This window comes from Bradyrhizobium sp. AUGA SZCCT0158 (assembly GCF_018130065.1).
GTDB lineage: Bacteria > Pseudomonadota > Alphaproteobacteria > Rhizobiales > Xanthobacteraceae > Bradyrhizobium.
This window is the reverse complement of the sequence record NZ_JAFCME010000021.1, coordinates 66,058-79,633: the sequence shown is the minus strand read 5'-3', so window position 1 is coordinate 79,633 and position 13,576 is coordinate 66,058. Positions and strand designations below refer to the sequence as shown.

11 protein-coding genes are annotated in these 13,576 nt (G+C 58.8%); 1 reads left to right on the top strand and 10 read right to left on the bottom strand.

Annotated features, from left to right (window positions below):
- Window positions 1–85: 85 nt before the first annotated feature.
- Window positions 86–1,108, bottom strand: coding sequence for a hypothetical protein (locus tag JQ574_RS26280; protein ID WP_212384046.1), 1,023 nt, complete (start codon window positions 1,106–1,108; stop codon window positions 86–88).
- Window positions 1,105–2,043, bottom strand: coding sequence for a hypothetical protein (locus JQ574_RS26275; RefSeq protein ID WP_212384045.1), 939 nt, complete (start codon window positions 2,041–2,043; stop codon window positions 1,105–1,107). The genes JQ574_RS26280 and JQ574_RS26275 overlap by 4 nt, the downstream gene beginning before the upstream one ends.
- A 262-nt stretch (window positions 2,044–2,305) precedes the next feature.
- Between JQ574_RS26275 and JQ574_RS26270 the strand changes: the two genes are divergently transcribed.
- Window positions 2,306–5,353, top strand: a complete 3,048-nt coding sequence (locus tag JQ574_RS26270; protein ID WP_212384044.1) for a M10 family metallopeptidase — start codon at window positions 2,306–2,308, stop codon at window positions 5,351–5,353.
- A gap of 45 nt (window positions 5,354–5,398) precedes the next feature.
- Here the strand turns inward: JQ574_RS26270 and JQ574_RS26265 are convergent, their stop codons facing one another.
- The 8 genes from JQ574_RS26265 to JQ574_RS26230 all read right to left on the bottom strand — a co-directional run bounded on the left by JQ574_RS26265 (window position 5,399) and on the right by JQ574_RS26230 (window position 13,547).
- Window positions 5,399–6,514 (bottom strand): glycosyltransferase family 4 protein, encoded by a 1,116-nt coding sequence (locus JQ574_RS26265; protein WP_212384043.1) that lies wholly within the window; start codon window positions 6,512–6,514, stop codon window positions 5,399–5,401.
- 8 nt (window positions 6,515–6,522) lie between these two features.
- Window positions 6,523–7,656 carry an N-acetyl sugar amidotransferase gene (locus JQ574_RS26260; protein ID WP_283813777.1) on the bottom strand — a complete coding sequence of 378 codons (1,134 nt, stop codon included), beginning with the start codon at window positions 7,654–7,656 and terminating at the stop codon, window positions 6,523–6,525.
- A complete protein-coding gene (locus tag JQ574_RS26255) occupies window positions 7,653–8,408 on the bottom strand; it encodes an AglZ/HisF2 family acetamidino modification protein (RefSeq protein WP_212384041.1) in 756 nt (251 codons plus the stop codon). The genes JQ574_RS26260 and JQ574_RS26255 overlap by 4 nt, the downstream gene beginning before the upstream one ends.
- Window positions 8,405–9,028, bottom strand: a complete 624-nt coding sequence (gene hisH / locus JQ574_RS26250; RefSeq protein ID WP_212384040.1) for an imidazole glycerol phosphate synthase subunit HisH — start codon at window positions 9,026–9,028, stop codon at window positions 8,405–8,407. The genes JQ574_RS26255 and hisH overlap by 4 nt, the downstream gene beginning before the upstream one ends.
- Window positions 9,025–10,962, bottom strand: coding sequence for an asparagine synthase (glutamine-hydrolyzing) (gene asnB / locus JQ574_RS26245; protein WP_212384039.1), 1,938 nt, complete (start codon window positions 10,960–10,962; stop codon window positions 9,025–9,027). Before asnB ends, hisH begins: the two co-directional genes overlap by 4 nt.
- A 7-nt stretch (window positions 10,963–10,969) precedes the next feature.
- Window positions 10,970–11,626 (bottom strand): acetyltransferase, encoded by a 657-nt coding sequence (locus JQ574_RS26240; RefSeq protein ID WP_212384038.1) that lies wholly within the window; start codon window positions 11,624–11,626, stop codon window positions 10,970–10,972.
- 3 nt (window positions 11,627–11,629) lie between these two features.
- Window positions 11,630–12,511 carry an NHL repeat-containing protein gene (locus JQ574_RS26235; protein ID WP_212384037.1) on the bottom strand — a complete coding sequence of 294 codons (882 nt, stop codon included), beginning with the start codon at window positions 12,509–12,511 and terminating at the stop codon, window positions 11,630–11,632.
- 97 nt (window positions 12,512–12,608) lie between these two features.
- Window positions 12,609–13,547, bottom strand: a complete 939-nt coding sequence (locus JQ574_RS26230) for a Gfo/Idh/MocA family protein (protein WP_212384036.1) — start codon at window positions 13,545–13,547, stop codon at window positions 12,609–12,611.
- Window positions 13,548–13,576: the final 29 nt, after the last annotated feature.

The following is a 13,576-nucleotide window of genomic DNA, read 5'->3' as shown; positions in this document are numbered from 1 at the left end:
CAGGTATGGTGATCACATGAATGAAACGATAAGTTATCGGCGCGGAGGTTTGACCAGCTCTACTATGTCGATACGCGCTGCTAGTTCAGCGGGCGAACTTCGGCGCGATCAATTCTGCCAAGGCCTTCGCGCCGTTTCCGTTGAGATGTGAAAGGTTGTAAAAGTTCCGCTCTTGCGCGGTCATCGGGGTCGTATCCACGCAGTTAGAACCGGCGATCTCCTGGCACATTTTGAGGACGCCGGCGAATTGCTCTCTTACGGAGGCTTCCTGATCCGTCCGGCCAGCGAGGCCCTCGAGATAGACCGGCGAAACAAACACGATCACATTGTCGCTGATCGACTTCGCCTGGGCATACATGAACGCGATGTTGTCACGGAACACCGGAATGACCTTCTTAAAGGCGTCTGACGTTGCATAGTATCCGTCCGGCACGCGCCTTTCGAGTCTTGGGCAATCCGGTGGGTCAACGTTTCGGTAGCGGTCCCTCAGAATCGGGAGCCAATCAATACCGTAAAGCCTTTCGACAAAGACGCGGAAGAGGCCGCCAATGTTTTTGCTTGGACAGGGGCCGGTTCTTGCGGCTTCAGGGGCCTGGTGTGGAAGCCAAGACATCTCGTTGATCAGCGGAATTTCGAGAACCACAGCCCGTGCTTTGATATTTCTGGACTGCATCTCGCACAGCACCCAATGGCTGATACCCTGCAAGCCAAGCGCCGTCACTCCCAAATTGACGGTTTGAATGCCCATTCTGTTCAAGTTGCCCGCCATCGTCCACTTCTCGGTGAAGGGATGCCCGAACGTTAGCGACGAGCCGACAGTCACGACCACGCGATCGTCGACTATCGAACCGATATAGCCGCCGATTATCCTCGGAATTTCGACGGACGAAACGCCGGGTGCTCGCAAGTCGAAAAGGCGTTCCTGATAATAAAAACGAGAGAAAGTTGCCGCGGCTGCGGTTACAACGACGTGAAGCGCGCCCACCAGAGCGACAACCAAAGCCGTTATCTTGGCGAAATACTTGAAATCGGTGCCGATTAGCGGGGCGTCGGTCGGCCGCCTGGCAACGGGTAACTCCCACAATCCGGTCGCAGACCGCCAGTTCATCGAACTATCTTTGGCGCTATCAGGTCTGCCAGTGCCTTCGCGCCGGTGGCGTTGAAATGCGTAATATTGGCGAAGTTGCTTTCGGTAATCAGGGCCGAGGTATCGAGGCAATCTGGTCCGGCCGTGCGCTTGCAGATTTCGAGCGTCGCCTCGAATTGAGCGCGCACCATTTGGGCATCGCGGCCGACGACGGCCACGCCGTCATAATATACCGGGGTCACGAACATGGCGACGCTGTCGCTGATGGATTTTGCCCGAGCGTAAAGGCTCTTGATGTTCGACTCCAGCATAGGTCTTGCCTCTGCAAAGTCTGCTGCCGTCGGAAAATAGCTGTCAGGAACGACGCCAAGCGAGGGCTTCTCGGGCGGCGCTATCTTGTAAAATTGGTCTCTTGCGACCGAAAACCAATCGACTCCAAGCGGGTGGGTGAGCGTAAACTGGAACAATCCCCCGACCCTGACGTCGGGGCAGTGGTCCCCGACGGAGGCTCTAACCCCAGCATCCCTGATCGCGGCGATCTCGTTGATGAGTGATACTTCCAGAACAATGGCGCGAGGCCGCTTGTTTTGCTGAATAAGCGGGCACAGGATCGCGTCGTGCATCGCTTTCGCGCCATATCCTGTCGCGCTGATGTTTGCAGTCCTGATACCGCGCCGGTTCAATTCTGCGGTGTAGGTATAGGCCTCATCGAATGGATAGAGAAATGTGAAGGATGACCCGGCAGCCAAAGCCATCTCGTCTGAAACCTCGGATTTGATGTAGGCCGCCATCCATTTGTACTTTTCGCCTGAGAGGCGATGAATGTCGAAGATTCTTTCCTGATAGTAACGGCTGACCGCCGTGGACGCGATTGCGCTCCATGTAACGTGAAGCGCGCCCATGACCACGACAACCAACACTGTCGTCCTGGCGAGATATTTGAAACCCAAGGTCATTTGTAGGAATTTACTCCATCGCCCGGCCATTCGCTCACAGCTGACGGTTCCATTTTGAACACTCCCACTCGCACGATCAGATTTTCCATATCGCAGTGACATCTGCTTGATTTTCGACGTAGGGCACCTAACGTTTTAATGAAAAATTCACACGTGTCGAGGTTCCATTGACATGGTTGACTGGCGATTAACGGGTCCCCGATTCGTTGCGCTGAACGTTGGCTGCGGCCTCTCATTTGAGCTCTTGGCGGACGGGTTATCGATGGCAAACAGACGGTTAGCCGCCTCCTTGGAGACTTCGGCAGCTTCAGATATTGGGCCGGAAGAAGAGGACAGCTTTCCGCAGGCTGGCACAACCGCTTCCGCCTCTGATGCGTCGAGTGCTCCGGGGGCTGCCGCGACCATTCCGCAGCTCGCCCACTACCTGGTAAACGGGTTCTGGCAATACCACGGCACCATCGGCCATCGCTGGGCCAGCAACACCATTACCTACAACGTCAGTGGCTTGAATGCAGCCGAGCAGTTCCTCGCGCGTTCGGCGCTAAATGCCTGGCATGAGGTCGCCAACCTCACTTTTGTCGAAACCTCCGGCGCGGCGAACATCACGTTCACCCATAACGGCACGATGACCGCCTATGAAACCGACAGCTACACCGGCTCCGGTATCATCACCTCGGCAACCATCAACATCAGCGCCGACTGGATCACCAACGATGGCGGCGCGTATGATGGCAAGACCGGCATAGATAGCTACGGCTATCAGACCTACGTTCACGAGGTCGGCCACGCGCTCGGTCTTGGTCACCAGGGCCCGTATAATGGCAGCGCGAGTTACTCGAGCAATGCGCTGTTTGCCAACGACACCTGGCAATACTCCATCATGTCGTATTTCGCGCAGCAGAACTACAGCGGCAGCTCTTATCGCTATGTCGTTACGCCGCAGATGGCGGATATCTATGCCGCTGGGCTGATCTACGGCGCTGCTACGACCCGCACCGGCGACACCACGTACGGGTTCAATAGCACCGCCGGATCAATCTACAATTTTGCATCATACACACAAGCCCCCGCGCTGACGATCTATGACAGCGGCGGCACCGATACGCTCGATTGCTCGGGCTATTCATCTGCTCAGAGAATCGACCTTCGAGCCGGCTACTTCTCGTCAGTTGGCGGACTGACCAACAATGTCGGAATCGCTACAAGCTGTGTCCTCGAGAACGCAGTCGCCGGCGCCGGGAGCGATACCCTCCATGGAAACACCACGAATAACCGGCTGACCGGCGGTTCGGGTTTTGACTCCTATGGATTTTCGGTTGCCGGATGGGGCGCCGATCGAATTGTCGATTCCGATGGCACGGGAAGGATAATCTTTACCGGCGTCTCCAGTGTTTCGTCGCTGACCAGGCAATTCACCGGAACGATATCCGGCGGCGATTACATCCTCACCGATCTGGCCAACAGCTCGCAAATCATCCTTCAGGGCGCGTCGTCGGTTGCGAGCTGGACGTTTGGCTATACCTCGAGCGATTTCATCACCGCTAGCAACTGGACTGCAATTGGCTACCAGACGATGAGCTACGTTCCCAACACAGCGCCGGTTGTGAGCGTGACGGGGTCGGTGTCGGTTCAGACCTTTGGAAATGGCGCGCCATCATGGACTAGCGGGAACCTTCTGCCATTTACGGTGTCGGACGCAGACGGCGATGCAATTGTAAGATACCGGGTCACTGATGTTGGGACGGCGAGCACGAGCGCGGTCCTGTGGTATGACGGCTCGTTCCTGGCGCAAGGGGCGACGGTTGAATTCACGGCAGCTAATCTGCCGAACTTCTGGCTGGAGGGCGGCACGGTCAATGGGACCGATACGCTGCGGATTCAAACCTATGACGGCTACGATTGGAGCGCGGCCCGGGACATCAGCATTGTGACGGGTCCACCGCCGGGCAACGACGCGCCGGTTGTGAGTGTCACCGGTTCGGTGTCGATTCAGACCTTTGGGCACGGCGCGCCATCATGGACCAGCGGGAATCTGTTGCCATTCACCACGTCGGATGCTGACGGCGATGCAATTTCAAGATACCGGGTTACCGATCTCGGAACGGCAAGCACAAGCGCAATCTTGTGGTATGGCGGTTCGTTCCTGGCACAGGGTGCGACGATTGAGTTCACGGCGGCTAATCTGCAGAACTTTTGGCTGGAAGGTGGCACGGTCAATGGGACCGATACGCTGCGGGTGCAGGCCTATGATGGCTACCAGTGGAGCGCGGCCCGGGATATCAGCATCGTGACGGGTCGACCGGCTGGCAATGACGCCCCGCTTGTGAGCGTGACAGGCTCGGTGTCGCTTGAGATCTTTGGGAATGGCGCGCCATCCTGGACCAGTGGGAACCTGCTTCCATTTACGGTGTCGGATGCCGACAGTGATGCGATTGCAAGATACCGTGTTACCGATGTCGGAACGGCGAGCACAAGCGCTGTCCTATGGTATGGCGGCGCGTTCCTGGCGCAGGGCGCGACGGTTGAGTTCACAGCGGCCAATTTGGCGAACTTTTGGCTGGAGGGCGGCACGGTCGCAGGGACCGATACGCTGCGGATACAGGCCTATGACGGCTACGAGTGGGGCGTGGCCCAGAATATCAGCATCGTGACGGGCACGCCGCAAGGTAACGACGCGCCGGCCCTGAGCGTGACAGGTTCGGTATCGGTTCGGACTTTTGGCCATGGCGCGCCATCCTGGACCAGCGGGAATCTGCTTCCAATTGCGGTGTCGGATTCCGATGGCGATCCGATTGTAAGTTATCGGGTTACCGATGTAGGAACGGCGAGCACAAGCGCGATCCTGTGGTATGGCGGCTCGTTCTTGGCGCAGGGTGCGACGCTCGAGTTCACAGCGGATAATTTGCAGAATTTCTGGCTGGAGGGCGGCACTGCCGTCGGGACCGATACGCTGCGGATACAGGCCTATGACGGCTTCGAATGGAGCACCGCGGCGGACATTACCATCGCGTCGGTCGCTTCGAATCAACCCCTGTCATCAAGCAGCGCCAGCATCGCTGTTATCAGCGCAGACACATTTGTCTTTTCGCCGCCGCCCGGCAGCAACGCCGTCACCGACCTTCAGCCCAATTCCAATGCGATCGAACTCGATCACTCCCTGCGCGCGTTTGTCACCGGCACCACTGACCATGCGGCGATCAACGAACGCAACGACGACGTCGCCGCCACCAAGGCGAGCTACAGCCTGACTGACCAGTCAATCGGGCTCGAAAAGCTGCTGCAGCATTTGAACGATTTTCTTATCCTTTAGCGGCTTGCGCCAGGGCTCCTCCGGATTGGCTCTCGGGTTTGCCCGTCAGTCCCGAGACGCTTGAATCCGGGCAAGAAAATCCGAGGTATCGCCGGCGCGGCTGTTCCAGGAATGGTGGCTTCGCACGGCGGCGGCGCCGCGCTGTCCCATGGCGCGCGCGGCAGCGGGATCGGCGTCCACAACAGCGACCGCGCTTGCCAGCGCCTCGCCGTCGTCCGGCGGAAAGCAGATGCCGCAATCGTGCTCGCGAACAAGGTCGGCCTGCCCTGGGAAATCGGATACCAAGGCTGGAATGGCGCAGGCGAGTGTCTCGTATAATTTCAGAGGTGCCAATCCGGCTGACGATGACCTGCCGTCGGGGTCGCTGATCGGCACCAGGCCGGCGATGGCCCGTGCCACGATCCCGCCGACGGTTGTATAAGGAAGGCGTCCAAGCAAAACGATCCGCGAATCCGAGGCCGCGGCGAGGCGAGGTGCTTCCGGTCCGTCGCCAATGACGACAAGCGACACGTCTTTCGGCCAGGTTTTGGTCTCGAGCGCTGCCAGCATCTGGGGAATACCATGCCAGCGCGTCAGCCCACCGAAAAAGACAACGTACTTTTCCGGAAGCTGGCCCGATATTCCCGCATCGGAAATAGTCGCCGATGGCGAGAACAGTTCCACGTTAGCACCGTTCGGAATGGTCGCGACCGGGACCGGGCGGTTTTCGATTTCATTCTTGACCCACTGCGCGAGCTGAGGCGTTACGCAGATCACCCCCGCCGCCCAGCGAAATTGCCGTCGCTGCATGGCGTCGAGGAATCGGCGGCCGTGGCGAGCGCCGGGATGGGCGACGTAAAGGTCGCCGTACGTTCCGTTTACCTCGTGCACCAGCGGGATGCCGAACAGCTTCGCGGCGCAGGCGAGGGGAAACGCCAGCGGATGTGCGCGGACATACACCGCGCGGTATCGCCTGAATTTCAGCGTCAGGGAAATTTGCATGGCCGCGTATTTGAGCACTCTCGCCATCAAGCCCGGCCGCCGCCACTCGCCGCTGTGGCTCGGCGCAACCAGATCCACCGTCCATCCGCGTTTCCTCAAACCGGCTATAATTTCGTGGACATGGACGTAGCTGGCTACGCCTTCTCGCGGTGCTTCCAGGCAGAGATAGGCAAGCGACATGCGGCCCGTCACGCCGGAAGCTTTCCAATGCGGCTCGCGACAGATTTAATCGCCTCGCGCCACCGCCGATCCGAAGAATATGCGTTATGCGCGACCGGTGGGCTCGTCATCAACTGGTCGAACTCACTTTCGGAAAATCCAAGCTTCTTGAGCACAAAGGCCTTGTCGCGGCGAAGCTGTTCTGGATCGTAAAGCGGCGTTTCCAACTCCGCGAGCGCCTGCTCTCTCGTGATCTCTCCGTTTCGGATCAAGGCCGACAAATGGACCTTGCGCTTATCGATGCCGAACTTCTGCGGAAGGATATGGGCCTGATAGAATTTCGTGAAGATCGATTCATAGTGCTTTCCGCCGTAATAGCGCCACCCCGTATTCTGGATGAGCGTGGCCATTGCGGCATCCTTGCGGAAGTTCGCGATGTCTAGAATCTCGACAAAATGCAGATTGGAACTGAGGTATCTTCGCCAGATCGTCTTTAACAGGCCCATATGCGGGTAAGATTTGAGCTTACGACTGCCGAATTTCCTGTGAATGGCCTTGATGTTGGTCCAGTCCTGCTTGTTCCAGCCCCAAGCGCGCGGCATGCCGAACTCCGTCGCGATGTTGGTGCCGGAAATGACATAAGGCACGTTATGGCGCTCGGCGAGGTCGAACATCGCGGCCATGATGGCGTGATCGGTAAGCATCTCAATATCGACTACGCCTGCCTGGATGAACGCCCGTTGCAGATCGCGGAATTCCGGCCAGTCGATGACATAGGTTTCGAGATTGAAGCCGCATGCCTCGATGACAGCATGGATGTTTGCGGTCGCGACTTCCGCGTTCCAGCCGTTATCGAAATGCACAGCGAGAATACGCAGGTCCAATTTATGGGCCAGCCAGGCGACATAGCTGGAATCGACGCCTCCGGACATTCCGACCACGGCGTCATAACTGCGCCCTGAACCGTCGGCGCGAATGCGGTCTGCCAACTCCTGAAGCTTCTTTTCGGATTCTTCAGCGGAAAGCCTGATGCGGGCGAGCCGGACTTCGGCCTCGCGGCAATGATTGCATACGCCATTCCGGAACTGGATGTCCGGATCGCTGGTGTCCATGACGCAGATTGTGCAGACGGGACCGCCTGAGGCAGAGGAAGAAGTTGTCAAGGCAGGATCGATTCAAGGCGTTGGCGGTCAGGATAGGAAACGAGCACGGCGCGGTGGGGACCGTGATACACGAACATGCTGCCCGCCGCGACAGCGGACGCTCCCGCATCGACAGCCTGCGTGAAATGTTCGAGTTGGCCCGCGCCGCCGTTGGCGATCAATGGAATACCGACCGCGCCGGCGACGCTGCTGATCAGGTCGCAGTCGTATCCCATCCCCGTTCCGTCCCTCGAAATGGACGTCAGCAGCAGTTCACCCGCACCACGCCGTTCCATCTCGCGCGCAAAATCGACCGGATCGCGGCGCAGCGACTCGCGACCGTTCTGAACCTTGAGCTGGCGCGATCTGAATAATCCGTCGACAACATCGATGGATGCCACGATGCTTTGGCTGCCGAACCGGGCGGCAACCCCATCGATGATTCCCGGGTCGCTGGCCAGAACGCTGTTCAGGACGATCTTTTCGACGCCAAGTTCGAGGATGCGGCCGGCCTCGCTGACGGACGTTATGCCGCCGCCATATGCGAGCGGCATGAAGGCCTCCGCGACAATTTCGGCGATCGCATCGAAGTTGGGGCCGGCGCCCGATGCGGTCGCTCCAATGTCGAGCAAGGCGATCTCATCAACTTCCTTGCCGCTGAAAATTCTGACCGCGTTGATCGGGTCGCCGACATAGGAGGCGTTTCGAAACTTGACGGTCTTGACCAGGCCGCCGTCTTTCAGCAGCAGACAGGGAATAACGCGGGTCTTCAAGGGCCGCTTACCTTCGCAAAGGACTCGAAGATCTTCATGCCGAACCGATGACTCTTTTCGGGGTGAAACTGGACGCCAAGAATGTTGCCGTGTTCGATGGCGGCGGTGAAGCGAGTTCCGTAGGTTGCGGTCGCTGCGACATCGTTACTGTCCGCGCATTGCGCGTGATAGGAGTGCACGAAATAGTACCGGGCGGGCTCGCGATCGCCTTGGAAGAGCTTTCCTTTCCTGGCCAGGGTGATCTCATTCCATCCCATGTTCGGAATCCGCAACCGCTCGTGTTCGCCGTCGAACTTAAAGCGCAAGCACCGGCCCTTGATCCATCCCAATCCTTCGAGCGATCCTTCGTCGCTGCTCTCCAGCAGCAATTGCATTCCGAGACATATTCCGAGGATCGGCCGCTTCCGTTCCAGCACGGCATGGTTGAGAGCCGGGATCAGCCCGCGCTCGGCCAGGCGCGTCATTCCGTTATCGAACGAGCCAACGCCGGGAAGAATGAGGCGATCGGCATCGCGTATGGCGTCGGGATCGCTGACCGTCTGCGCTTCAATTCCAAGGTGCCGCATCATGTTGATGATCGAACCGACGTTCCCAAATCCGCTATCCACGACTGAAATCATGGCGCTACCTCGACGTTGAAGCGGTCCATCCAGACGCCAAAATTTATCAGGCGCCAGAAGCGATTGTTATAAGGAGTTCGGCCGTCGATCATGGCGTTACCCATTTCGATCGCTTCAGGCTTGAGGACTCCCCTGGACGCCTTCACGGCCTGATGAAGCGCCGCGCGAAATCCGTCCGGCTGTTCGTGGCGTACCCAATTCTCCTCCGGGGTCACAAACCCCATCTTGTCGCGCCTGTTGAGGATTTTCTCGGGAACCGTTCCCGCCATTGCCGAGCGCAAGATGCGCTTGCTGATTCCTTGATGGATCTTGAAGCGGTCAGCAAGCCCGAGCGTGAATTCGACAAGCCGGAAATCGAGAAATGGCGCTCGGCTCTCGATCGAAAAGGCCATCGAATTGCGATCGTTCCAGTGCAGCTGCATCGGCAGGCTGGTCGTTGCCAATTGCGAGCGCGAAAGCTCGGAGATGGTTCTTGCGTTGGGGAACGGCGTTGCCGGGGTGACCTTGATGCGGGTGGTGTCGATCCAGTCCGGCGTCGCGATAGTGCGTCCCGTGATCCGGCGCAGCATATATCGCAGGCGATCCGAAGCGACATTGTCGATCACCAGCTGAAACAGGTATGCCGGCCCGACATTGCCGCGCTTCGCTAGATCCCGTAGTTCGCCGAAAAACTGGAGCAGCCGTCCGCGACGGAGCAGATCTCCGAGAAACGGGGCGGGGTATTCACGGTAGCCGGCCAAAATCTCGTCACCGCCGTGACCGTCCAGCGTTACCTTGACATCCGTCGAGGCGACCGTCTCAAACACCTTCCATTCGGCGAAAATGCTGGCTGAGCCGAACGGTTCGTCCATGTGCCAGGTGATATCAGAGAGGCGATCAAGCAAATCTCGCGCTTCCGGCCAGACGCATGTCTGGGAAACCTTCGTCTTTTGAACGACGGCTTCCATGAACTCGCTCTCATCGAAGCTTGCGTCGTGCGCACGCGCAGAAAATGCGGCCCGACTCGCGCGGTCCTCCGAACCCCGCAGCAAATGCGTGATGCAGACAATGGATGACGAATCGAGCCCGCCTGAAAGTGCTGTGCCGACCGGGGTGTCGGCCTGCAACCGCAGCCGCACTGCGTCCGTGAACAAGGCGCGCCAGCGCTCTCGTACGGTGTCGTCGCTTGCGGCAATCGCTGTGCCGGTTGGAAGGGTGTACCATGCGACCGCTACGGGCTCGATCGCGATGTCTGGTTGTCTGATCTCGATGAACGTGCCCGGAGGAAGCGGACGCACGCCCTGAAACATTGTCCGGCCATTGTGGTCGGTCAAGCCCCAGACAAGATAATCATATGCGCTCTGACCGTCGAGATGGGCTCGCCAGCCGGCCAGGGTAGTGAAGGCCTTGATCTCGGAGGCAAGCGCCAATGTCCCATCGGGGGCGCGCCACCAATACAGCGGCTTGACACCAAATCTGTCGCGCGCCGCAAAAACGGTCTGTGTTTCACTGTCGTAGATGATGAATGCAAACATGCCGTTCAAGCGCGGCAAGCAGTCCCGTCCCCATCTTGCGTACGCGGCCAGGAGAACCTCGGTATCGCAGTTCGAGCGAAATTTGGTGCCGCTGGATTCGAGTTCCGAACGCAATTCAGAGAAGTTATAGATCTCGCCATTGTAGGTCACCCAATAGCGTCCGCTGGTATCCTGCATCGGCTGCGCGCCGGCTTCCGTGAGATCAATAATGGCCAGGCGTCGGTGTCCAAGCGCCGCTCGGCTCATCGCAAAATCAGGCGGCACCGGATGGCGGCGGTCCATGACATGCGATTTGCGGTCCGCCAAGAGTACATAGCCCTCGCCATCGGGGCCGCGATGCCTAAGCACGTCGCACATCGCCAAAATGTTGGCGGACTGCTCGATCGGCTTGGGTGAAATCAGTGCAGCGATGCCGCACATGCTTGAGCTACTTCTTGGCTGGTTTCGCGCGAGCCAACGCGCGCGCCGGAACACCCGCGACCGTCGCCCCCGAGGCGACCGGGCGGATAACCGCGCTTCCTGCTCCGATGACGGCGTCGTTGCCGATCTGGATCGATGGGATCACCGCGGCACCTGTACCGATGAAGCTGCCACGTCCGATGCTCACGCCGCCTGCGAGCGATACTCCTGGGCCGACGAAGCCGTAATCTTCGATCACGCAGTCATGGTCGACGCTCGCTCGGGTATTGATAACGACATGATCACCCAGTCGGGACCCGCAGTTGATCGTCGCCGACGCCGCCACGAAAACGCCTTGCCCGAACCGGATATCGTCGGCGATCACGGCCGACGGATGGATCACGTTGGCAAATTGCAGCTCGGGAAATTTCGTTTTCATTGAAGCGGCGATTCGCGCTCGCGCCTGATTGTCGCCAACGCCTATGATGCCCATGATGTTGGCCGACCGTGACAGGATATTCTGCAGACCGGTCTCGCTTCCCAGCACCGTCACGCCGTCCACCACTTCGCCGGCCGCGCGATCTTGATCGACAAAGCCAAGCACATTGAACGAGGCGGATCGTCGTGCGGCATCCGCAATTACTCTCGCATGACCGGAAGCGCCAAAGATGATCAGGTTTTGCATGGATCAAACATCTTTGACGATGATCTCGCCCTTGTGGGAATTGGCGACGAAACATCGATTTCCGAAAACTTGTGCATCGTAGGGCTTTTCGAGACCAAGCGAGTCATCGATCTCGAGCAGGTATCCTTCCGCATCGATCCATTTCAATCGGTTATTTCCCCAGTCGGTCACGACGATACGGCCGTCTTCCACGATACTGAGGGCGACAGGCGCGTGAAAGCCGGATGGCGCGGAGCTCTGAGGGGTTACGGCATCAGCGCCACGCCAGCCTTCCTTGCTGCCGCCGAGAATTCCCATGAAACGGCCTTCCGGCGAAAATCGTTGCAAGCGATGGTTCCAAGTGTCGGCGACGATGATATCGCCGCTCTTCATCGTGACCGCCATATGAGGCCGGTCAAAAAAGCCGGCCTTGCTGCCGGGTTCAAACCCGCTTGCCTGCGCGAAGCCATCCCGTCCGCCGCCCAGTGCGCCAACAAACCGGCCTTCAGCGTCGAAGGAAAAAATCCCGTGAAGCGCGTATTCCGTAACAAGAAGGTGCTGGCGGGCGTCGAAGATCCCGGTTGCCGGACCCTTGAACCGGAAAAGCGATTTTGCGCCGTCGATGCGCGTAACAAGCCCGCCGGTTGGCGCCAGAATATGCAGGCCGGGATCATAGTATGTCGTGACGTAAATGCGTCCATCTTTCCCGCATGCCACCGAATGGGGGCCGTTGAACCGGCCTGGTGGCCGGGGATGGGCGCGTTCTGCCAAGCCATCAGTGAGCGGCATTCTCTCCGACCAACCGGCGTCATCGCCGAGCCATTGGTAGGCCAGCAGGTCGGGCGTGAACCGCACGATGCCGTGAAGATCCATATCGGCGACCAATACACGTCGTTCCGGATCCATGCCGATTCCGAAGGACCTGCCGAATCCTCCAAAGCGAAGAAGTCCTCGATCTTTGCCGAAACCTATTCGAGGAGGAGGGGAGACCATGACGTTCGGCTTAAACGCCGAAAATGCGGTTGATGAGCTGCATTGTCTGAAGGCTCTCCGCTATTCCTACCGCCCGCGTCTTCTCGCCGCGAGCTGCTCCCAGCACGGCCTCGGCCTGCCTTAGAAACCCCGCTTTGTAGTCGACATCGGCCGCATCCGGCTCGACGGGGGTTTGTTTGCGCTCATTGGCATTCTGGAAGGCCGCCCGTTCCAGGGGCTGCAACATCCAGCGGCGGCTGGGCGTACTGACCGAGCAAGTCCATGGGCCCGGCCCTTTCCACAACCCTTCGTAAAGGGCAGAGTCGCCGCTATCGAACGCGACATGCGACAGGACGACCTCGGTTTCTTCGCCCCGCCAGGGCATGATCTGCTTCACCTCGACAACGTTGCCCCTGCAAAGAGCACGCATCATGTCGATGACGTGTATCGAGTTGGCGTACATGAACTTCTGAACGACCGGCTCCGGATGGTTGTAGCGGCGAGCCTCTGCGAAACTTTGCTGGTCCTGAATATGGGCGTACCGAAGTTCGTTCCGGCTATCGAGGTCGGCCAGAACGGACATTGTGCTTGAATAGAACCGGCGATTGAACCCTACGAAGACCGGCTTTTGGCGTTGCGACGCCGCATCAGCGATGTCCAGGGCATCGGCAAGATCGTAGCCGGCGGGCTTCTCCAGTAGCACGGCCCAGTCCTCGAGGAAGGCTGCCTTCGCCACGGCGTTTGCAGAAATTTCGGGGACGGCGACGACGACGAGATCGGCCGCACTCTTCGATTTCAGCGAAGGGATATTGTCGCAGACCGATCCAATGCCGAATTCTGTGGCCAAAACCTCGGCTTTTGCGCGAGTCCGGCTGTACAGTCCGGTCACGGAGACGCCCGGTAATGCTGAGAACGCGCGAATGTGTTCGCGTGCCATCGATCCGGCGCCGATAATCGCAACCCGAGTCATTCTTCCTCCGTCATGTAAGTTGCCGCAGC

Bases quoted from the DNA above. Each gene is read 5' to 3' on its own strand.
- JQ574_RS26280 (WP_212384046.1), bottom strand. From the start codon at position 1,108: ATGAACTGGCGGTCTGCGACCGGATTGTGGGAGTTACCCGTTGCCAGG.
- JQ574_RS26275 (WP_212384045.1), bottom strand. From the start codon at position 2,043: ATGACCTTGGGTTTCAAATATCTCGCCAGGACGACAGTGTTGGTTGTC.
- JQ574_RS26270 (WP_212384044.1), top strand. From the start codon at position 2,306: ATGGCAAACAGACGGTTAGCCGCCTCCTTGGAGACTTCGGCAGCTTCA.
- JQ574_RS26265 (WP_212384043.1), bottom strand. From the start codon at position 6,514: ATGTCGCTTGCCTATCTCTGCCTGGAAGCACCGCGAGAAGGCGTAGCC.
- hisH (WP_212384040.1), bottom strand. From the start codon at position 9,028: ATGATTTCAGTCGTGGATAGCGGATTTGGGAACGTCGGTTCGATCATC.
- asnB (WP_212384039.1), bottom strand. From the start codon at position 10,962: ATGTGCGGCATCGCTGCACTGATTTCACCCAAGCCGATCGAGCAGTCC.
- JQ574_RS26240 (WP_212384038.1), bottom strand. From the start codon at position 11,626: ATGCAAAACCTGATCATCTTTGGCGCTTCCGGTCATGCGAGAGTAATT.
- JQ574_RS26235 (WP_212384037.1), bottom strand. From the start codon at position 12,511: ATGGATCCGGAACGACGTGTATTGGTCGCCGATATGGATCTTCACGGC.
- JQ574_RS26230 (WP_212384036.1), bottom strand. From the start codon at position 13,547: ATGACTCGGGTTGCGATTATCGGCGCCGGATCGATGGCACGCGAACAC.